19 protein-coding genes are annotated in these 20,805 nt (G+C 62.7%); all 19 read right to left on the bottom strand.

Going from position 1 to position 20,805, the window contains the following annotated elements:
* Nucleotides 1–28: 28 nt before the first annotated feature.
* Nucleotides 29–1,882, bottom strand: a complete 1,854-nt coding sequence (gene nuoL / locus ACIOVF_RS24515) for an NADH-quinone oxidoreductase subunit L (RefSeq protein WP_038996051.1) — start codon at nt 1,880–1,882, stop codon at nt 29–31.
* Complete coding sequence (nuoK, locus tag ACIOVF_RS24510) at nt 1,879–2,187, bottom strand: NADH-quinone oxidoreductase subunit NuoK (RefSeq protein ID WP_028944232.1); 309 nt, start codon at nt 2,185–2,187, stop codon at nt 1,879–1,881. The genes nuoL and nuoK overlap by 4 nt, the downstream gene beginning before the upstream one ends.
* Before the next feature lie 4 nt (nt 2,188–2,191).
* Nucleotides 2,192–2,692, bottom strand: a complete 501-nt coding sequence (gene nuoJ / locus ACIOVF_RS24505; RefSeq protein WP_038996050.1) for an NADH-quinone oxidoreductase subunit J — start codon at nt 2,690–2,692, stop codon at nt 2,192–2,194.
* A gap of 9 nt (nt 2,693–2,701) precedes the next feature.
* A complete protein-coding gene (gene nuoI / locus ACIOVF_RS24500) occupies nt 2,702–3,250 on the bottom strand; it encodes an NADH-quinone oxidoreductase subunit NuoI (RefSeq protein WP_009400993.1) in 549 nt (182 codons plus the stop codon).
* A gap of 11 nt (nt 3,251–3,261) precedes the next feature.
* Nucleotides 3,262–4,269 carry an NADH-quinone oxidoreductase subunit NuoH gene (nuoH, locus tag ACIOVF_RS24495; RefSeq protein ID WP_038996049.1) on the bottom strand — a complete coding sequence of 336 codons (1,008 nt, stop codon included), beginning with the start codon at nt 4,267–4,269 and terminating at the stop codon, nt 3,262–3,264.
* The gene (gene nuoG / locus ACIOVF_RS24490; RefSeq protein WP_258716731.1) at nt 4,266–6,980 is read right to left on the bottom strand and encodes an NADH-quinone oxidoreductase subunit NuoG; all 2,715 of its coding nucleotides are present in this window, start codon (nt 6,978–6,980) and stop codon (nt 4,266–4,268) included. The genes nuoH and nuoG overlap by 4 nt, the downstream gene beginning before the upstream one ends.
* Before the next feature lie 133 nt (nt 6,981–7,113).
* A complete protein-coding gene (gene nuoF / locus ACIOVF_RS24485; protein ID WP_045201391.1) occupies nt 7,114–8,487 on the bottom strand; it encodes an NADH-quinone oxidoreductase subunit NuoF in 1,374 nt (457 codons plus the stop codon).
* Nucleotides 8,484–8,981, bottom strand: coding sequence for an NADH-quinone oxidoreductase subunit NuoE (gene nuoE / locus ACIOVF_RS24480; RefSeq protein WP_012313767.1), 498 nt, complete (start codon nt 8,979–8,981; stop codon nt 8,484–8,486). The genes nuoF and nuoE overlap by 4 nt, the downstream gene beginning before the upstream one ends.
* A 2-nt stretch (nt 8,982–8,983) precedes the next feature.
* A complete protein-coding gene (gene nuoC, locus ACIOVF_RS24475; RefSeq protein ID WP_093384915.1) occupies nt 8,984–10,765 on the bottom strand; it encodes an NADH-quinone oxidoreductase subunit C/D in 1,782 nt (593 codons plus the stop codon).
* Between the two features lie 78 nt (nt 10,766–10,843).
* Nucleotides 10,844–11,521, bottom strand: a complete 678-nt coding sequence (locus tag ACIOVF_RS24470) for an NADH-quinone oxidoreductase subunit B (RefSeq protein WP_010220398.1) — start codon at nt 11,519–11,521, stop codon at nt 10,844–10,846.
* Nucleotides 11,522–11,531: 10 nt separating this feature from the next.
* Nucleotides 11,532–11,945 carry an NADH-quinone oxidoreductase subunit A gene (locus ACIOVF_RS24465; protein WP_010220397.1) on the bottom strand — a complete coding sequence of 138 codons (414 nt, stop codon included), beginning with the start codon at nt 11,943–11,945 and terminating at the stop codon, nt 11,532–11,534.
* A 358-nt stretch (nt 11,946–12,303) separates the two neighbouring features.
* Entirely contained in the window at nt 12,304–12,966 is a 663-nt protein-coding gene (locus ACIOVF_RS24460) for a lysoplasmalogenase (RefSeq protein WP_401293141.1), read from the bottom strand.
* A 184-nt stretch (nt 12,967–13,150) separates the two neighbouring features.
* A complete protein-coding gene (gene aceA, locus ACIOVF_RS24455) occupies nt 13,151–14,476 on the bottom strand; it encodes an isocitrate lyase (RefSeq protein WP_038996041.1) in 1,326 nt (441 codons plus the stop codon).
* A 488-nt stretch (nt 14,477–14,964) separates the two neighbouring features.
* On the bottom strand, nt 14,965–15,729 hold the full coding sequence (locus ACIOVF_RS24450) for a secretin N-terminal domain-containing protein (RefSeq protein ID WP_082075504.1): 765 nt from the start codon (nt 15,727–15,729) through the stop codon (nt 14,965–14,967).
* Nucleotides 15,730–15,814: 85 nt separating this feature from the next.
* Nucleotides 15,815–16,249: a GNAT family N-acetyltransferase gene (locus ACIOVF_RS24445; RefSeq protein WP_038996039.1), complete on the bottom strand. Its 435-nt coding sequence runs from the start codon at nt 16,247–16,249 to the stop codon at nt 15,815–15,817.
* On the bottom strand, nt 16,242–17,408 hold the full coding sequence (locus ACIOVF_RS24440) for a cupin domain-containing protein (protein WP_045201394.1): 1,167 nt from the start codon (nt 17,406–17,408) through the stop codon (nt 16,242–16,244). Before ACIOVF_RS24440 ends, ACIOVF_RS24445 begins: the two co-directional genes overlap by 8 nt.
* Nucleotides 17,409–17,490: 82 nt before the next feature.
* A complete protein-coding gene (gene purB / locus ACIOVF_RS24435; RefSeq protein WP_010226761.1) occupies nt 17,491–18,861 on the bottom strand; it encodes an adenylosuccinate lyase in 1,371 nt (456 codons plus the stop codon).
* A gap of 179 nt (nt 18,862–19,040) precedes the next feature.
* Nucleotides 19,041–19,661, bottom strand: coding sequence for a high frequency lysogenization protein HflD (gene hflD, locus ACIOVF_RS24430; protein ID WP_045201395.1), 621 nt, complete (start codon nt 19,659–19,661; stop codon nt 19,041–19,043).
* The gene (mnmA, locus tag ACIOVF_RS24425) at nt 19,658–20,782 is read right to left on the bottom strand and encodes a tRNA 2-thiouridine(34) synthase MnmA (protein ID WP_045201396.1); all 1,125 of its coding nucleotides are present in this window, start codon (nt 20,780–20,782) and stop codon (nt 19,658–19,660) included. Before mnmA ends, hflD begins: the two co-directional genes overlap by 4 nt.
* Nucleotides 20,783–20,805 lie beyond the last annotated feature (23 nt).

Genomic DNA, 20,805 nt, shown 5'->3' with positions numbered 1-20,805 from the left:
TTCCTTTCGCAAAGTCGCAAGGTTCATATCAGACCGCAGCCATAACAACGGCACCGAGCACAAGCACGGCACCTACGGCGATCGAAGCGGTGTACCAGCGCAGCTGACCGGTTTCGGTTTTGCTCATGGCGGCATGACCGCCCTTCGCCATACGCGGAATCAGGCCAATGCTGCGGTCAACCGGATCCTTGCGCAGGATGTGGCTGATCAGCAGGTAAGGTTTGACGAACAGCTTGTCGTAGATCCAGTCGAAGCCCCAGGCGGCGAACCACCAGGCCGACAGCACACGACCGATGCCGCTGTTGGCAATCGCGGTAACCAGGCGACGCTTGCCCAGGAACAGCATCGCCGCCAGCAGGATACCGGCGATGGCGATGGCGCCCGAGGCGATTTCCAGGCTGTGCTTGGCTTCGCCGCCGGCATGGCCGACGCTCTGCGGCAGCACGCCCGCCAGCGGTGGATGAATCCAGGCACCGACGAAGGTCGACAGCACGATCAGCACGCCCAGCGGCAGCCAGTGGGAAATCCCGTGGCCGGCGTGAGCTTCGGTCTTGGCTTCGCCGTGGAAGGCGATGAAGATCAGGCGGAAGGTGTACAGCGAGGTCATGAAGGCACCGACCAGGCCGGCGTACAGCAGACCGTTGTTGCCGCTGGCGAAGGCTTCCCAGAGGATCTCGTCTTTCGAGTAGAAGCCGGCGGTCAGCAGCGGCAGGGCAGCCAGGGCGGCACCACCGACGATGAAGCTGGCGTAGGCCAGTGGCAGTTTCTTCCACAGGCCGCCCATCTTGAAGATGTTCTGCTCGTGGTGGCAGGCAACGATCACCGCACCGGAAGCAAGGAACAGCAGGGCCTTGAAGAAGGCGTGGGTCATCAGGTGGAAGATCGCGCCTTCCCAGGCACCAACGCCCAGGGCCAGGAACATGTAGCCGATCTGGCTCATGGTCGAGTAGGCGAGGATGCGCTTGATGTCGGTCTGCACCAGGGCGGCAAAGCCGGCCAGCACCAGGGTCACGCCGCCGACCACACCGACCAGGTGCAGCACGTCAGGGGCCAGGGCGAACAGGCCGTGGGTACGGGCAATCAGGTAAACGCCCGCGGTCACCATGGTTGCCGCGTGGATCAGTGCCGAAACCGGGGTAGGGCCGGCCATCGCGTCGGCAAGCCAGGTCTGCAGCGGCAGTTGGGCCGATTTACCGACCGCGCCACCGAGCAGCATCAGGGTTGCCAGGACCATCCAGAAATCACCCGCCTGGAATTTCTGCGGGGCCAGCACCAGCAGTTCCTGAACGTTCAGGGTGCCCAGTTGCTGGAACAGGATGAACAGGCCGATGGCCATGAACACGTCGCCGATTCGGGTGACGATGAAGGCTTTGAGTGCGGCGTTACCGTTGTTGCGGTTGCTGTAGTAGAAACCGATCAACAGGTACGAACACAGGCCCACGCCTTCCCAACCGAAGTAGATGAACAGCAGGTTGTCGCCCAGGATCAGGAACAGCATGCTGGCAATGAACAGGTTGGTGTAGGCGAAGAAGCGCGAGTAACCGGCTTCACCGCGCATGTACCAGGAGGCGAACAGGTGGATCAGGAAGCCGACGCCGACCACCACGCCAAGCATGGTCACCGACAGGCCGTCCAGGTACAGGGTGAAGTTCGGCGCAAAGCCGTCCACCGACATCCACTGCCAGAGCAGCTGGCTGTACGCGCCGCCTGCAGGCGGGGCGACATTGAACTGCCAGATCACGTAGGCGGCGACGATGGCCGAGAGGCCCACCGAACCGACGCCAACCAGCGCCGACAGGTTCTCGGACCAGCGGCCGCGCGAGAACGACAGCAGCAGGAAGCCGATCAGGGGGAATACGAACGTCAGAAAGAGAAGGTTCATCCGCGCATCTCACTGGCAGCATCGATATCGAGAGTGTGGAAGCGGCGATACAGCTGCAACAGGATCGCCAGGCCGATACTGGCCTCGGCCGCTGCCAGGCTGATCACCAGGATGAACATGATCTGTCCATCCGGTTGCGCCCAGCGGCTGCCGGCGACGATGAAAGCCAGTGCCGAGGCGTTCATCATGATTTCCAGGCTCATCAACACGAAAAGAATATTGCGGCGCACCATCAGGCCGACAAGGCCGAGGCAGAACAGGATGCCGGCGACGGCCAGGCCATGTTCGAGAGGAATTGCTGGCATGTGATTACTCCTTCGCCTCGTTGCGGCCGAGGTGGAAAGCCGTCACCGCTGCGGCGAGCAGCAGCATCGAGGCCAGTTCCACCACCAGCAGGTAAGGGCCGAACAGGCTGATGCCGACGGCCTTGGCGTCAACCGTGGTGTGGCCGATGCCGGCGCCGCTTTCGCTGGCGAACAGCACGTACAGCAGTTCGACCAGCAGCAGTGCGCCAAGCACCACCGGGCCGAGCCAGATGCCCGGCTTGAGCCAGCCGCGTTCCTGGGCGACCGAAGCCGGCCCGAGGTTGAGCATCATCACCACGAAGACGAACAGCACCATGATGGCGCCAGCGTAGGCGATCACTTCCAGGACACCGGCGAACGGAGCGCCGAGGGCGAAGAAGGTCATCGCCACGGAGATCAGCGAAATGATCAGGTAGAGCAGGGCGTGCACGGGGTTGGTGTTGGTGATCACCCGAAGGGTGGACACCACAGCGACACCGGATGCGAAATAGAAAGCGAATTCCATCTTTCTTCCTTAAGGGAGCAAGCTCTTCACGTTGATCGGCTCGGCTTCGTTCTGCGCGGCGCCTTTCGGCTTGCCGGCAACAGCCATACCTGCAACACGGTAGAAGTTGTAGTCAGGGTTCTTGCCGGGGCCGGAGATCAGCAGATCTTCTTTCTCGTACACCAGGTCCTGACGTTTGAACTCGGCCATCTCGAAATCCGGGGTGAGCTGGATCGCGGTGGTCGGGCAGGCTTCCTCGCAGAGGCCGCAGAAAATGCAACGGGAGAAGTTGATGCGGAAGAACTCCGGGTACCAACGACCGTCTTCTGTTTCGGCTTTCTGCAGCGAGATGCAACCGACCGGGCAAGCCACGGCACACAGGTTGCACGCTACACAGCGCTCTTCGCCATCCGGGTCGCGGGTCAGGACGATGCGGCCACGGTAGCGTGGCGGCAGGTAGACCGGCTCTTCGGGGTACTGCAGGGTGTCACGTTTGCGAAAACCGTGAGAGAACACCATCACCAGGCTGCGCAGCTGGGTGCCAGTGCCCTTAACGATGTCGCCAATATATTTGAACATGGGTCAAATCCTCACTGGGCCGCAACAGCTGGCGTGTTGAGCAACACGAGCGCAGCGGTCACCAGCAAATTGATCAGGGTCAGCGGCAGGCAGAACTTCCAGCTGAAGTCCATCACCTGGTCATAGCGCGGGCGCGGAATAGAGGCGCGCAGCAGGATGAACAGCATGATGAAGAACGCGGTCTTCAGGGCGAACCAGACGAACGACAGTTGCGGCAGGATGCCGAACGGTCCGTGCCAGCCACCGAAGAACAGGGTTACCAGCAGCGCCGAGATCAGGATGATGCCGATGTACTCACCGACGAAGAACATGCCCCATTTCATGCCGGCATATTCAATGTGGTAACCGTCGGCCAGTTCCTGTTCCGCTTCCGGCTGGTCGAACGGGTGACGGTGAGTCACGGCGACGCCAGCGATGAAGAAGGTGCAGAAGCCGAAGAACTGCGGAATGATGAACCACAGGTTCTGGGCCTGGTAGTCAACGATATCGCGCATGTTGAACGAGCCGACCTGGGCAACGATGCCCATCAGCGCCAGGCCCATGAACACTTCGTACGACACGGTCTGGGCCGAGGCCCGCAGGCTGCCGAGCAGGGCGTACTTGTTGTTCGATGACCAGCCGGCGAACAGTACCGCGTATACCGAAAGGCCGGCCATGGCGAAGAAGAACAGCAGGCCGATGTTCAGGTCCGCAACACCCCAGGTCGGGGTGATCGGGATGATCGCGAAGGCGATAAGCAAGGCGCTCATGGCCACCACCGGCGCCAGGGTGAAGATCACCTTGTCGACGAAGGGCGGGTTCCAGTCTTCCTTGAAGAACATCTTGAGCATGTCGGCAGCGATCTGGAACATGCCGAACGGGCCGACGCGGTTCGGACCGTAGCGGTCCTGCCACCAGCCCAGCAGGCGCCGCTCGACGAAGCTGAGCAGCGCACCGCAGACCACCACGGCCAGCAAGACCACGATGGCCTTGATGACGGTGATGATCACATCGATCACTTCAGGGGTGAACCAGGTCATTGTGCTGCCTCCTGCAGGCCTTCGACGGATGCACCGAAGATGGCTGGCGGAATGCCGGCCAGGCCTTTCGGCAGGGCAACCAGGCCTGCGCCCAGTTCTTCATTGATGCGCAGCGGCAGACGCAGGGCAACGCCGGCGACGTTGAGGCTGAGCAGGGCGCCGTCGTTGACACCCAGGCGGTCGGCTTCGGACTTGGCCAGGGCCACGTAGGCTTCTGGGATGCGCTCTTGCACCGGGGCGGCGCGCGAGGAGTTCTCTTCGCTGCCGAACAGGTGGTAGAACGGCACCGCTTGCCAGGTGCCACGGGCCGGAGCGAAAGCTGCCGGAACGCTGGCGAACCAGTTGAGCTTGTCGCCCTGGGTTTCGATCAGGCGGGTGCCCGGGTCGCCTGCGCGCAGGTGACCACCGACCTCGTCCTGGAACTTGTTCCAGGCTTGCGGCGAGTTCCAGCCCGGCGACCAGGCGAACGGCACTTGCGAGCGCGGCTCGGCCGAACCCGAGTAACCTTCCATGGAGAAGGCGAACGCGGTGTCCTTGTCTTGCGGGGTACGCGGCTCGTGCACGCTGATGTTGGCGCGCATGGCGGTACGGCCGGAGTAGCGCAGCGGCTCACGCGCAAGCTTCATGCCCTTGATGCGGAACGACGCGGACGGTGCGGCGTTGACGATGCCGGACAGTTGCGGCGCGACCGCGGCGCAGGCGCTGGTGACGTGGTCCAGCTGGGTCCAGTCGACCGGCTTGTTGAGCAGGGTGGCACGCAGGGCGTGCATCCAGCGCCAGCCTTCGTGAACCAGGATGCTGCTGTCCAGGTAGGTTGGGTCGAACACCTGGAAGAAACGCTGGGCGCGGCCTTCCAGGCTGACCAGGGTGCCGTCGCCTTCGGCGAAGGTCGCCGCCGGCAGCACCAGGTGGGCGCGGTCGGTGGTGGCGGTCTTCTGGTGATCGGCAACGATGACCACCTTGGCGGCGGCCAGGGCAGCGTCGACCTTGGCCGCGGCAACGCGGCTGTACAGGTCATTTTCGAGCACGACAATGGCGTCGGCCTTGCCTTCGATCACCGCATCCAGCGCGGCATCGATCGACTCGCCACCGAGCATGGCCAGGCCCAGGCTGTTGGCCTCGGGCACCACCAGGCTCAGCGAGCCGTTCTTCTCGCGCAGCTTGAGGGCCTTGGCGATGTTGGCCGCGGCTTCGATCAGGGCGTTGGAGGCCAGCGAGGTACCGGCAACCACCAGCGGACGGTTGGCGGCCACCAGGGCGTCGGCGATGCGCTTGGCCAGGGCCAGGGCTTCGGCGTCCAGGCCGTCAACGGCTGGCGCGCTCGGGTCGATGGCGTGAGCCACGGCGAAACCGATGCGGGCGAGGTCGTCCGGCGCGGCGTGCACGCACTCTTCGGCGACGTCATCGAGCTTGGTTTCGGCCAGGCTTGCGATAAACAGCGGGTACATGGCGTGCTGGCCGATGTTCTTCACCGCGGCATCGAGCCACGGCTGAACGCGCATGGCATCGGCCATGGCTTCGGCCTTGCCCTTGACCGACTGGCGCAGGGCCAGGGCCACGCGGGCAGCGGTCTGGGTCAGGTCTTCGCCGAGGACGAACACCGCGTCATGGTCTTCCATGTCGCGCAGGGTCGGCACTGGCAGCGGGCTGTCGTTGAGCACTTGCAGGGCCAGGCGTACGCGGGCCAGCTCAGCGGCTTCCATACCCGAGTAGAAGTGCTCGGCGCCGACCAGCTCACGCAGGCCGTAGTTGCTTTCAAGGCTGGCACGCGGCGAACCGATACCGACGATATTGCGCCCACGCAGCATGTCCGCGGCCTTGTCCAGGGCGGCATCCAGGCTCAGCTTGGTGCCGTCGGCCAGCAGTGGCTGACGTGGACGGTCTTCACGGTTGACGTAGCCATAGCCGAAACGGCCACGGTCGCAGAGGAAGTACTGGTTGACCGAACCGTTGAAGCGGTTTTCGATCCGGCGCAGTTCGCCGTAGCGCTCACCCGGGCTGATGTTGCAACCGCTGGAGCAGCCATGGCAGATGCTCGGGGCGAACTGCATGTCCCATTTGCGGTTGTAGCGCTCGGAGTGGGTCTTGTCGGTGAACACACCGGTCGGGCAGACCTCGGTGAGGTTGCCGGAGAACTCGCTCTCGAGGGTGCCATCTTCAACGCGACCGAAGTAGACGTTGTCGTGGGCACCGAATACGCCCAGGTCGGTACCGCCGGCGTAGTCCTTGTAGTAACGCACGCAACGGTAGCAGGCGATGCAGCGGTTCATCTCGTGGGCGATGAACGGGCCGAGCTCCTGGTTCTGGTGGGTACGCTTGGTGAAACGGTAGCGGCGCTCGTTGTGGCCGGTCATTACCGTCATGTCTTGCAGGTGGCAGTGACCGCCTTCCTCACAGACCGGGCAGTCGTGCGGGTGGTTGGTCATCAGCCATTCGACGACGCTGGCACGGAATACCTTGGCTTCTTCGTCTTCGATGGAAATCCAGCTGCCATCGGTGGCAGGGGTCATGCAGGACATGACGATGCGACCACGGGTGTCGTTCTCGTCGGTGTACTGCTTGACCGCGCACTGGCGGCAGGCACCGACGCTACCGAGCGCCGGGTGCCAGCAGAAATAGGGGATGTCGAGGCCGAGCGACAGACACGCCTGTAACAGGTTGTCTGCGCCGTTGACTTCGAGCTCTTTGCCGTCTACGTGGATAGTGGCCATGGTTCAAAGTTCTTCGTTGGCCCGCGTCTGCGGGCGTGGCTAATGGAAATCTGTGTGCCTGCAGCCCGCGACAGGTGTCCCCGGGCGAGCTGGGCAGGCAGCGGGCGGCACGGACCGCCCGCGTTGTTATTCGTTATGCGCCGACGACGATCGGCTTCGCCAGGTCCGGGCGCAGGCCGGCAGCGGCAGCAGCCGGTGCCTGGGCGGCAATGCCAGCCTCGAACTCAGGGCGGAAGTACTTGATCGCGCTACCCAGCGGCTCAACGGCGCCCGGTGCGTGGGCACAGAAGGTCTTGCCTGGGCCGAGGAAACCGACCAGACCCAGCAGGGTCTCGATGTCGCCCTGCTGGCCCTGGCCTTTCTCGAGGGCGCGCAGGAGCTTGACGCTCCACGGCAGGCCGTCGCGGCACGGGGTGCAGAAGCCACAGGATTCACGGGCGAAGAACTCTTCCATGTTGCGCAGCAGCGAGACCATGTTGACGCTGTCGTCCACGGCCATGGCCAGGCCGGTACCCATGCGGGTGCCGACCTTGGCGATGCCACCGGCGTACATTTGCGCGTCCAGGTGCTCGGGCAGCAGGAAACCGGTACCGGCGCCGCCTGGCTGCCAGCACTTGAGCTTGAAGCCATCGCGCATGCCGCCGGCGTAGTCTTCGAACAGCTCGCGGGCCGGGACGCCGAACGGCAGCTCCCACAGGCCCGGGTTCTTGACCTTGCCGGAGAAGCCCATCAGCTTGGTGCCGTGGTCTTCGCTGCCTTCGCGGGCCAGCGACTTGTACCAGTCGATGCCGTTGCCGACGATGGCCGGCACGTTGCACAGGGTCTCGACGTTGTTCACGCAGGTCGGCTTGCCCCACACGCCAACGGCGGCAGGGAAGGGCGGCTTGGAGCGCGGGTTGGCGCGGCGGCCTTCGAGGGAGTTGATCAGAGCGGTTTCTTCACCGCAGATGTAGCGCCCGGCACCGGTGTGGACGAACAGCTCGAAGTCGAAGCCGCTGCCGAGGATGTTCTTGCCCAAAAGGCCGGCAGCCTTGGCTTCCTCGACCGCACGGGTGAGGTTGCGCGCTGCGGTGGTGTATTCGCCACGCAGGAAGATGTAGCCGCGGTAGGCCTTCAGCGCGCGGGCGCTGATCAGCATGCCTTCGATCAGCAGATGGGGCTGTTGCTCCATCAGCATGCGGTCTTTCCAGGTGTTGGGCTCCATTTCGTCCGCGTTGCACAGCAGGTAGCGGATGTTCATGGATTCGTCTTTGGGCATCAGGCCCCATTTGACGCCGGTGGGGAAGCCCGCACCGCCACGGCCCTTGAGGCCGGAATCTTTTACGGTCTGGACGATATCGTCCTGGGACATTTGCGCCAGGGCCTTGCGGGCGGCGGCGTAGCCGTCCTTGGCCTGGTACTCGTCGAGCCACAGCGGCTCGCCGTCGTCACGCAGGCGCCAGGTCAGCGGATGGGTTTCAGCCGAACGCGCAATGCGGTTGGCCGGGCCGAAGGAAGTGATGGTCATACGTAACCCTCCAGCAGTTTGGAGACGCCAGCAGGCTGCACGTCGCCAAAGGTGTCGTCGTCGATCATCAGCGCCGGGGCCTTGTCGCAGTTACCCAGGCAGCATACCGGCAGCAGGGTGAAGCGCCCGTCTGCGGTGGTCTGGCCGAGGCCAATGCCCAGCTCGCTCTGGATCTGGCTGACCACCGACTCGTGACCGCCGATGTAGCAGACCATGCTGTCGCAGACGCGGATGATGTGCCGGCCAACCGGTTGACGGAAGATCTGGCTATAGAAAGTAGCCACACCTTCGACGTCGCTGGCAGGAATGCCGAGCACTTCGCCGATGGCGTAGATGGCGCCGTCCGGCACCCAGCCGCGTTCCTTCTGGACGATCTTCAGGGCTTCGATGGACGCCGCGCGCGGGTCCTCGTAGTGATGCATCTCGTGCTCGATGGCCGAGCGCTCGGTTTCGCTCAGGGCGAAACGGTCGGTTTGGATAAGCGTGCTGTTCATGCTTAGCGGTCCACGTCAGCCATAACGAAGTCGATACTGCCCAGGTACGCAATGAGGTCCGCGACCATGCTGCCGCGGATCACCGAAGGGATCTGCTGCAGGTGCGGGTAGCTCGGGGTACGGATCCGGGTGCGGTAGCTCATGGTGCCGCCGTCGCTCGTCAGGTAGTAACTGTTGATGCCCTTGGTCGCCTCGATCATCTGGAAGGACTCGTTGGCCGGCATCACCGGGCCCCACGAAACCTGCAGGAAGTGAGTGATCAGGGTTTCGATGTGCTGCAGGGTGCGCTCTTTCGGTGGCGGCGTGGTCAGCGGGTGATCCGCCTTGTACGGGCCTTCCGGCATGTTGCGCAGGCACTGGTCGATGATGCGGATACTCTGGCGCATCTCCTCGACACGGACCATGCAGCGATCGTAGGCATCGCCGTTGTGGGCCAGCGGCACTTCGAACTCGAAGTTCTCATAGCCGGAGTAAGGGCGGGCCTTGCGCAGGTCGAAGTCCAGACCGGTGGAGCGCAGGCCGGCACCGGTGACGCCCCATTCCAGGGCCTCTTTGGTGTTGTACTGGGCAACGCCGATGGTCCGGCCCTTGAGGATGCTGTTCTGCAGGGCGGCCTTGGTGTATTCGTCGAGGCGCTTGGGCAGCCAGTCGACGAAGTCTTTCACCAGCTTTTCCCAGCCGCGCGGCAGGTCGTGGGCAACGCCGCCGATGCGGTACCAGGCCGGGTGCAGACGGAAGCCGGTGATGGCTTCGATCACGGTGTAGGCGCGCTGACGGTCGGTGAAGGTGAAGAACACCGGGGTCATGGCGCCGACGTCCTGGATGTAGGTACCCAGGAACAGCAGGTGGCTGGTGATGCGGAAGAACTCGGCGAGCATGATGCGGATCACGTCGACCTTCTGCGGCACCTGGATACCGGCCAGCTTCTCTACCGCCAGCACGTACGGCAGGTTGTTCATCACCCCGCCGAGGTAGTCGATACGGTCGGTGTAGGGGATGAAGCTGTGCCAGGACTGGCGCTCGGCCATCTTCTCGGCGCCACGGTGGTGGTAGCCGATGTCCGGGACGCAGTCGACGATCTCTTCGCCGTCCAGCTGCAGGACGATACGGAAGGCACCGTGGGCCGAAGGGTGGTTCGGGCCGAGGTTGAGGAACATGTAGTCCTCGTTGGCGCCGGAACGCTTCATGCCCCAGGCCTCAGGATTGAAGCGCGCGGCTTCTTCCTCAAGCTGCTGCTTGGCCAGGGTCAGGCTGTACGGATCGAACTCGGTGGCGCGCGCAGGGTAGTCCTTGCGCAGCGGGTGACCTTCCCAGGTCGGCGGCATCATGATCCGGGTCAGGTGCGGGTGGCCGGCAAAGTCGATGCCGAACATGTCCCAGACTTCACGCTCGTACCAGTTGGCGTTGGGCCAGATGCCGGTGACGGTGGGCAGGTTCAGGTCGCCTTCGCGCAAGGCCACCTTGATCATCACGTCGCTGTTCCGCTCCACCGACAGCAGGTGGTAGAACACACTGAAGTCGGCGCCCGGCAGGCCGCGGCGCTGGGTGCGCAGGCGCTCGTCGACGCCGTGCAGGTCGTAGAGCATGCTGTACGGCTTGGCGACGTGGCGCAGGAAACTCAGCACGTCCTTGAGTTTTTCGCGGGTAACCCAAAGCACCGGCATGCCGGTGCGGGTTTCCTGGGCGACGAACGCTTCGGGGCCGAATTTGTTGTTCAGTTCGACGACCACATCCTGGTCGTCAGCCTTGTAAGGCGGGATATAAATAGCGGTGTCCGCTGTCATGGTCTCGGTCGCTTTCGGTCAACGTAGAGAATGAAGCCAGGCTGCCTGTCGCGCATGCGCAGGCAACAGGTCGCTGGATCAGACTTCGTCGGGGCTGCGCAGGTTGGTGACCTGGATGCGCTGTTCACGGCGTTGCTCTTTCTGCGACGGCATCTCGGCACGGTAAATGCCTTGATCACCGACAACCCAGGAAAGAGGACGACGCTCCTGGCCAATCGACTCCTGCAACAGCATCAGGCCTTGCAGGAAGGCTTCAGGGCGAGGCGGGCAGCCAGGCACGTAGACATCCACGGGGAGGAACTTGTCGACCCCCTGAACGACCGAGTAAATGTCGTACATGCCACCGGAGTTGGCGCACGAACCCATGGAGATGACCCATTTGGGTTCGAGCATCTGCTCGTACAGGCGCTGAATGATCGGCGCCATCTTGATGAAGCAGGTGCCGGCGATGACCATGAAGTCGGCCTGACGCGGCGATGCCCGGATGACTTCGGCGCCGAAGCGGGCGATGTCGTGGGGCGCCGTGAAGGCCGTGGTCATTTCCACGTAGCAGCAGGAGAGGCCGAAGTTGTACGGCCACAGGGAGTTCTTACGCCCCCAGTTGACCGCGCCACTGAGCACATCTTCAAGTTTGCCCATGAAGATGTTCTTGTGGACCTGGTCCTCTAGCAGCGAATCGGAGACGGTTTCCCGCTCTCCGATTGGATATTGCTCGTTGGGAGCATCCGGGTCGATTCTGGTGAGATTGTATTGCATTGCCAAAGCCTCATTGTTTCAGCTTCGCTTGCCGCTTGCGACGACCTTCGGGAGCCCAATCAAGTGCCCCGACGCGCCATAGGTAGACAAGACCTGCCAACAGAATTGCTATGAAAACGAGTGCTTCGACGAATCCGGTCCAGCCGCTTTCGCGGACGGACACAGACCATGCAAAGAGAAAGAGGGCTTCGATATCGAAGATCACGAACAGCATCGCGACCAGATAGAATTTGGCTGACAGGCGCAAGCGGGCGCCGCCAGTGGGCAGCATGCCGGACTCGAAGGGTTCGTTCTTGCTGCGGCCCCAGGCCTTGCTGCCGAGCAGGGCGGACAGACCGAGCATGAAGGCACACAGGCCTACGACACCCAAAAGGAAAATGGCAAAGCCCCAGTTGTGGGCGATGAGTCCTGTCGAATCGGGCATGCTGAAAATCCTTATACAGAGACCAGTCTCTGCGGCTTGAAAAGAAGTAGAGCAGTGACGATATGTCGCAGCGGAATCTATCGCGCTGATTTTATGGGTAAACCCGGTGCAAGTAAAATTTCTGCAGCAAATTTATTCGTAAGATTAAGAACAAAAATCTTTCGTAACAGGCTGCAGGCCACGCAGGCCGGGCATTGCCCCGGGTTCTGTTAATTATGTTTCTTGCAAAACGTAATGAACCAGCAACTTCGTAATGATAATAAATATCATTTGAAGCGGTGCGATTAGTCCTACTGTTCGAGTCAACTACAAAGTTGTGCAACATGGTCGTCACCCGCAAGTTTCCACACCCTGTGTTTTAACCTGTTTTTTCTTGCCCCGCCGCGCTCTGGGTCAAGGCTTTTGCCGATTGCCTGGTGTAGGCCGAGGCGGCAATCGCCCATTGTCCCAGCCAGTAGGCAATGATGATCAGGTACTGGGCGGCGCCGAACGGGCTGACGAAGCTGTCGATACCGATCAGGCTGTCGGAAAACACGAAAGACACCGCGCCCAGCGCTGCCAGGCCGCCACAGGCCAGGGCGCGCCAGAGCATGGCGCTGATGGCCAGGGCGTACACGGTGACCGGTATCAGCAGTTCACCCAGGCCTGAGCTGATCAGCAGCCCCAGCAGTAACGCGCCGACAATCGCCGAACCGAGCAGGGCTGCGGGCGCCAGCTGGCGGTTCTCACCCAGGTAGCCGCGCAGGTAGGCCAGGTGCGCGCAGAGAAAGGCCGCCAGGCCAAACACAAACAGGTCGCCCGGTACGGCCAGAAGGATGTCGCCGAGCAAGGAAAAGCCCAGGCCGATGATGATCCAGCGCCGGTAGGGGGTGGGTTCTGCGGTGCTGAGCCAGTAGATCAGCGCCAGCACCGGGATCGGCTTGACCGCCAGCCCCAGCAGCGCATTGGCGCTGGCCAGTGCATATATATAGAAGGCTGCGCCGAGCAGGGCCAGGCAGAGCAGGGTGACAGGGCGGGACATGGCCGATCCTTGGTGTTGTTGTGCACCTAGCATAGCCTGTAGGAGCGGGCTTGACCCGCGATAGCGGTCAATCAGCAACATCGCTATCGCGGGGCAAGCCCGCTCCCACAAAAAACAAAACCCGGGGCCCCATCACAGGCCCCGGGTCTTGCGTGTTACCCGAATGTCAGCAACCGATCAGCGATCAGTGGAACTGCTCTTCTTCAGTCGAACCGGTCAGTGCGGTTACCGAAGACTTGCCACCCTGGATCACGGTGGTCATGTCGTCGAAGTAGCCGGTGCCGACTTCCTGCTGGTGGGCGACGAAGGTGTAGCCTTTCGAGGCGTCAGCGAACTCTTGCTCTTGCAGCTTGACGTAGGCGGTCATGTCGTTGCGGGCGTAGTCGTGCGCCAGGTTGAACATGCCGTGCCACATGTTGTGGATACCGGCCAGGGTGATGAACTGGTGCTTGTAGCCCATGGCCGACAGTTCGCGCTGGAACTTGGCGATGGTGGCGTCGTCCAGGTTCTTCTTCCAGTTGAAGGAAGGCGAGCAGTTGTACGACAGGATCTGGTCCGGGTATTCCTTCTTGATCGCTTCGGCGAAGCGGCGGGCTTCGTCCAGGTCCGGCTTGGCGGTTTCACACCAGATCAGGTCGGCGTATGGCGCGTAGGCCAGGCCGCGGGCGATGGCTTGATCGAGGCCGGCACGAACTTTGTAGAAGCCTTCCTGGGTACGCTCGCCAACCACGAACGGCTGGTCGTACGGGTCGCAGTCGCTGGTCAAGAGGTCAGCGGCGTTGGCGTCGGTACGGGCCAGGATGATGGTCGGTACGCCGGCAACGTCGGCCGCCAGACGGGCAGCGCTCAGCTTCTGTACGGCTTCCTGGGTAGGAACCAGTACCTTGCCGCCCATGTGGCCGCATTTTTTCACCGAGGCCAGCTGGTCTTCGAAGTGCACGCCGGCGGCGCCTGCTTCGATCATGTTCTTCATCAGCTCGTAGGCGTTCAGTACGCCACCGAAACCGGCTTCGGCGTCAGCCACGATCGGCGCGAAGTAGTCGATGTAGCCTTCGTCGCCCGGGTTCTTGCCGGCTTTCCACTGGATCTGGTCAGCGCGACGGAACGAGTTGTTGATGCGCTTGACCACGGTTGGCACCGAGTCCACCGGGTACAGCGACTGGTCCGGGTACATGGATTCGGCCGAGTTGTTGTCGGCAGCCACTTGCCAGCCGGACAGGTAGATGGCCTGGATACCGGCTTTGACCTGTTGTACCGCCTGGCCGCCGGTCAGGGCGCCCATGCAGTTGACGAAATCTTTTTCTGGACGGAAGGACGGGTGTGCGCCCTGGGTGACCAGCTTCCACAGCTTCTCGGCACCCAGACGGGCCAGGGTGTGCTCAGGCTGGATCGAGCCACGCAGACGAACGACATCAGCGGCGGTGTAGGTACGGGTCACGCCTTTCCAGCGCGGGTTCTCGGCCCAGTCTTTTTCGAGGGCTGCAATTTGCTGTTCGCGTGTCAGTGCCATGGAAATAAACCTCGTCGCATCGGTCTTGGGTAAAAATTCTCGCTCTCTACTGCGCAGATCAGAAGCCTGGCAAAGGTCAGTATGGGCGAAATATGCGACGGTCGAACGATGGGGCTCGAAGGGGGAAGTGAGCAGGTGGGCGAGGTTTTCGCTGCAGGGTGGCTCGTGGTTGCCGAACTGCAGTGAACAGTGCTGCCGGGTACCTTTTGATGCGCTTCCGTCCCTCGGGACAACTTCGTTCCAGTCGCAATCTCGTCAAACTGCCTTGTGGGCGGTACAGACACGAGTCGGCTCAGGTGGGTAGGTTAGAGCGCGGCTCGAAAGCCCTTGCCAGGGCCTCTGATTAGCGGGAGCGGGGCCATCATGCCTCGGCGGTTCGGGGTCGTCAAATGTTTTGTAGTGGTTTTTTATCACCACTACATCTTTCGTCTAATGCGACTCCTCAGTCAGTTTCGAGGCCTTTGGTCGAGGCCTTGATTTGTCTGGGTTCAGTCCAAAGCGTCGACTTTTACCCGCAATGTCATGTTTTCACCGCGCTGGGTGCTGTAACTGAGCGCTGAAGCACTGCGTTCGGACTGACTCTGCTGGTTGACCCCGGCCAAGGTGATCCACTCACCGAGCTTGCCGCTGACTTTTGTGTCGGTACTTTGCACCTTCACTACATCAGGACGTTCCTGGCTCATCCGGTCATTGTTGGTACTGATGTTCAGGTGCACGGTGTCGCCAGTAACGCTGGCGGTGACGTAGAAGCCCTGGGTGACGTTGCGGTATTCGGTGTCGCTCTGCACCCGGCCGTAGCCATCGGTACTGGTGCTGGTGATCGGGATGCTCTGGCCGACCTGGATCAGCGCCGGGCTGCCTTCGCTGGCTTGCACCTGTTGCAGGCCGCCTTCGCGGTTGGCGGTGCCGTAGCGGATGACCCGGGCATTGCCGCGGTTGTCCTGGAAGTTGCTGTCGTTGTTGTCGACGCTGATCAGAAGCCTGCGCGGCGCGGTGTCCAGTTGCTGCAGCAGGGTGCGCAGGTCGTCGATGCGTTCGGGTTCGGCGTTGACGATCAGTTTGTTTTCAAAGGCGCTGACGCTGCCGTCCTTGCCGATGAAGGCTTGCGCGGTGGGGAGGATTTCAGCGCTGGTGCGGTGACTCAGCGGCAGGACTTCGGTGGCGGCCAGCGCACTCAGGCTGAACGACAGAAGCAGGGAGGCGAGAAGGGGGCGTAGCGGCATGTCCATGATCTCCGCGGGTGGAACGGACATGATGGCAAATTTGTTGGGGTTTTGCCGCCCTCATCGCGGGTCAAGCCCGCTCCCACTGTGGGAGCGGGCTTGACCCGCGATGCTTTTAGGCCAGCTCGCGCGACTCGCGCACCATGTCCACGTGCGGAATGCCCGCCTCGAGGAACTCTTCGCTGACCACCTTGAAGCCAAGGCGCTCGTAGAACGGCGTGGCATGCACCTGGGCGCTGAGCATCTGCTGTTTGAGGTCGCGGTTCTGTGCTTCGACGATGACCGCCTGCATCAGCGCGTCACCGACCTTCAGCCCGCGCCAGTCCTTGAGCACCGAAACCCGGCCGATCTGGCCGTCAGGCAGCAGGCGCGCGGTGCCGATGGCGTAGTCACCTTCCATGGCGAGGAAATGCACGGCGGTGTTGTCGTCGGCATCCCACTCCAACTCCGGCGGCACGTTCTGTTCGGCGATGAACACGGCTTCACGAATACGGCGGATGTCAGCGTTGTCTTTTTGCCAGTCGGCGAGACGGACGCGAATCTTATTCATTGGCGAACCCCAGGCTTCCTTGTTTGACCAGTTCGCAGATCAAGGTAATGCCTTGATCGTTTTCAAGCCACTGCTCAAGGTTTTCAATGTGCAACGCGTCGGCGGCGCAGATCAGCTTCAGCAGCTCGCGCAGCTCGCCCGGCAGCAGGCGGCTCTGGCCGCTGGCGAACAGCAGCAGGTTGTCATCGACTTCCGACCAGGCCAGGCGCGCGCTCGGGTTGCGGATCAGGATCGCGCCTTCGGCCAGGCTCTCGATCAGGTCGGCTTCGTCCAGCGGCTCGCCGCTGACCAGCTCCGGATAACGCGGCTCGGTCATGAACTGGCCGAACCAGGTCAGCAGCAGGCGCTCGTCACCCATGTGTTCGGTGAGCAGCTTCTTCAGGCGGTCGAGGGCATCGTGCTGGATCTGGTGCGGGTCGCTGACCGGCTCGGCATCGGCGTCGGTGTAGCGCTCTTCGTCAGGCAGGAACTGGCTGAGGAAGTCGGTGAAGTGGGTCAGCACTTCAGCGGCGCCCGGGGCGCGGAAACCTACCGAGTAGGTCAGGCAGTCATCTTCGGCAATGCCGTAGTGGGCCAGGCGCGGTGGCAGGTAGAGCATGTCGCCGGGCTCCAGGGACCACTCCTCGCTCTGCTCGAATTCAGCCAGGATGCGCAGGTCGGCGTGCTCCAGCAGCGGGCTGTCGCTGTCGCACATCTGGCCGATCTTCCAGTTGCGCTTGCCCTGGCCTTGCAGCAGGAACACGTCGTAGTTGTCGAAGTGCGGGCCGACGCTGCCGCCGGGCGCGGCGTAGCTGATCATCACATCGTCGATGCGCCAGCTTGGCAGGAAGCGAAAGTGCTCGAGCAGCTCGCCGACTTCCGGCACGAACTGATCGACCGCTTGCACCAGCAGGGTCCAGTCGCGCTCGGGCAGGGTGCTGAAGGCGTCTTCTTCGAACGGGCCGCGGCGCAGCTCCCAAGGGCGCTCGCCATGCTCGATGACCAGGCGCGATTCGACTTCTTCTTCCAGGGCCAGGCCGGCCAGTTCGTCGGCATCGATCGGGCTTTCGAAGTCCGGGAAGGCCTGGCGCACCAGCAGGGGTTTCTTCTGCCAGTAGTCGCGCATGAATTCGCGGGCAGTGAGGCCGCCCAGAAGCTGCAGAGGAGTATCAGGATTCATGTGTAACCTATTGAAAAAAAGTAATTTTCTTTCGGTAATAAAAACGCCCGGCTGAGCCGGGCGTTTACGCGCAGGGCGCAGATCAGACGCGTTTGGCTTGAGCCGCGGCATTACCGATGTAGGAGGCTGGCGTCAGCTTCTTCAGCTCGCTGCGAGCCTCTGCAGGCATGTCCAGGCCATCGATGAAGGTCAGCAGCGCTTCGGGGCTGATGCCTTTGCCACGGGTCAGCTCCTTGAGCTTCTCGTAGGGGTTCTCGATGTTGTAGCGGCGCATGACGGTCTGGATCGGCTCGGCGAGCACTTCCCAGCAGGCGTCGAGGTCTTCGGCGATACGCGCTTGGTTGATTTCCAGCTTGCTGATGCCTTTGAGGCTGGCCTCGTAGGCGATCACGCTGTGGGCGAAACCGACGCCCAGGTTGCGCAGCACGGTGGAGTCGGTCAGGTCACGCTGCCAGCGCGACACCGGCAGCTTGCTGGCCAGGTGCTGGAACAGGGCGTTGGCGATACCCAGGTTGCCTTCGGAGTTTTCGAAGTCGATCGGGTTGACCTTGTGCGGCATGGTCGAGGAGCCGATTTCGCCAGCGATGGTGCGCTGCTTGAAGTAGCCCAGGGAGATGTAGCCCCAGACGTCGCGGTCGAAGTCGATCAGGATGGTGTTGAAGCGGGCGATCGCGTCGAACAGCTCGGCGATGTAGTCGTGCGGCTCGATCTGCGTGGTGTAGGGGTTGAACACCAGGCCCAGCTCGTCTTCGATGAAAGCGCGGGCGTTGGCTTCCCAGTCGATTTGCGGGTAGGCCGACAGGTGGGCGTTGTAGTTGCCCACGGCGCCGTTGATCTTGCCCAGCAGCGGCACGGCGGCAACCTGAGCGATCTGGCGCTCCAGACGGTAGACGACGTTGGCCAGCTCTTTACCCAGGGTGGTCGGCGAAGCCGGTTGGCCGTGGGTGCGCGACAGCATCGGCACGTCGGCGAAGCGGTGGGCCAGCTCGCGGATGGCCTGGGCGATCTGGCGCATCAGCGGCAGCAGCACGCTGTCGCGGCCTTCGCGCAGCATCAGGGCGTGGGACAGGTTGTTGATGTCCTCGCTGGTGCAGGCGAAGTGGATGAATTCACTGACCTTGGCCAGCTCCGGCAGCTTGGCAGCCTGCTCCTTGAGCAGGTACTCGATGGCCTTGACGTCGTGGTTGGTGGTGCGCTCGATCTCTTTGACGCGCTCGGCGTGCTCGAGGGCGAACTCATCGGCCAGGCCGTTGAGCAGGGCGTTGGCTTCGGCGGAAAAAGCCGGAACCTCGGCGATTTGCGGGTGGGCGGCCAGGCGCTGGAGCCAGCGAACCTCGACCAGGGCGCGGAAACGGATCAGGCCGTATTCGCTGAAAATAGGGCGCAGGGCCTGGGTTTTGCCGGCGTAGCGGCCGTCAACAGGGGAAACCGCAGTGAGCGAGGAAAGCTGCATGGGGTGTTCTCGGACAGTCAGGCTTTGAAAAGGGCGCATATCATACATGAAAAACGCGCCCGGGTCGGGTGGCTGACAAATGGTCTGCCGGTAATTCTTTGGCTTTTTCGCGGGTCAAGCCCGCTCCCACAGCAACCTTCGTTCAACTGTGGGAGCGGGCTTGACCCGCGATGGCTTTATCAGCCACGCAACATCGGATACAGCTCTTTGAGCAGTTTGCGCCGGCTGATCACCAGCTGCCAGCGATGCCCGCCGAGCTGCCGCCACAGGCGCGCGGCGCGGATGCCGGCAAGCAGCAGGGCGCGAATCTTCGAGGCGTTGCTGGGCTGCTGCAGGTGGCGCATGTCGCCGTGCACCTGGATGCGCTGGCGCAGGGTGCTCAGGGTGTCCTGGTACAGGGCGCCGCTGGAAGCGATGACATTTTCATGCACCAGGCCGAAATGCTCGGCCTGGGACTGGATTTGCGGCAGGCGGTTGCCAATCACGTCAAGCATGTCGCCGCGCTTGGCCAGCTGGCGCTCAAGGCCCAGCATCGACAGGGCATAGCGCAGCGGCTCGCGCTGCAGGCTGCCGGGGTCGCGCTCCAGGGCGCTGGCCAGGGCGCGGTAGCCGTCGCGCAGGTTCAGGTCGTCACCGCCGAACACCTCCAGGGTGTCCTTGGGGTCGCGTACCAGCAGGCTGCCCAGCATGCAGCCAAGGTTGGCCTCGCTGGCCTGGCCGGTGCGGGCGATACGGTCGACCAGTACCGCAGCCTGGAACACGCCGCCCAGGGCGATCAACTGCTCTTGCATGGCATTCATGCGCGCGCGCTCCACGGCTCGGCGGTTTCGATCACGCCGCCGCCGAGGCAGATTTCGCCGTCATAGAACACCACCGACTGGCCTGGGGTCACGGCCCGCTGCGGCTCGTCGAACACCGCGCGGTAGCCGCCCGGGGTTTGCTCCAGGGTGCAGTGCTGGTCGCTCTGGCGGTAGCGCACCTTGGCGGTCAGGCGCCGTGGGCTGGAAAGGTCAATCGGGTTGACCCAGAAAATTTCTGAAGCGAGCAGGGCGCGGGAGAACAGCCAGGGGTGTTCGTTGCCCTGGCCGACCACCAGCACGTTGCGGGTCAGGTCTTTTTCCAGTACGTACCACGGCTCGTCGCCGGCGTCTTTCAGGCCGCCGATGCCCAGGCCCTGGCGCTGGCCAATGGTGTGGTACATCAGGCCATGGTGACGACCGATGACTTCGCCGTCGGTGGTCTGGATCTCGCCCGGCTGCGCGGGTAGGTACTGCTTGAGGAAGTCGCTGAAGCGCCGCTCGCCGATAAAGCAGATGCCGGTGGAGTCTTTCTTCTTGGCCGTGGCCAGGCCGTGTTTCTCGGCGATGGCACGCACTTCGGGTTTTTCCAGCTCGCCGACCGGGAACAGCGTGCGGGCGATTTCCTTGCCGCCGACGGCGTGCAGGAAGTAGCTCTGGTCCTTGTTCGGGTCCAGGCCCTTGAGCAGTTCGGTACGGCCATCGGTGTCGCGGCGGCGCACGTAGTGACCGGTGGCGATCAGGTCGGCACCGAGCATCAGCGCGTAGTCGAGGAAGGCCTTGAACTTGATTTCGCGGTTGCAGAGGATGTCCGGGTTTGGCGTGCGTCCGGCCTTGTATTCGGCCAGGAAGTGCTCGAAGACGTTATCCCAGTATTCGGCGGCGAAGTTGGCGGTATGCAGCTTGATGCCGATGCGGTCGCACACGGCCTGGGCATCGGCCAGGTCTTCGCGGGCGGTGCAGTATTCGGTGCCGTCGTCCTCTTCCCAGTTCTTCATGAACAGGCCTTCCACCTGGTAGCCCTGCTCCATCAGCAGGAGGGCGGAGACGGAAGAGTCCACGCCGCCGGACATGCCGACGATAACGCGTGTCTTTTCGGGTTCGTAAAGTGCTGGACTGGTCATAGGTACCGGCTGTGTATCTGGAA

The sequence above is a fragment of the Pseudomonas sp. NPDC087612 genome, assembly GCF_044743505.1.
Classification (GTDB): Bacteria; Pseudomonadota; Gammaproteobacteria; order Pseudomonadales; family Pseudomonadaceae; genus Aquipseudomonas.
Note: the sequence above shows the minus strand (reverse complement) of the source record. Positions and strands in the feature narration are given on the sequence as shown.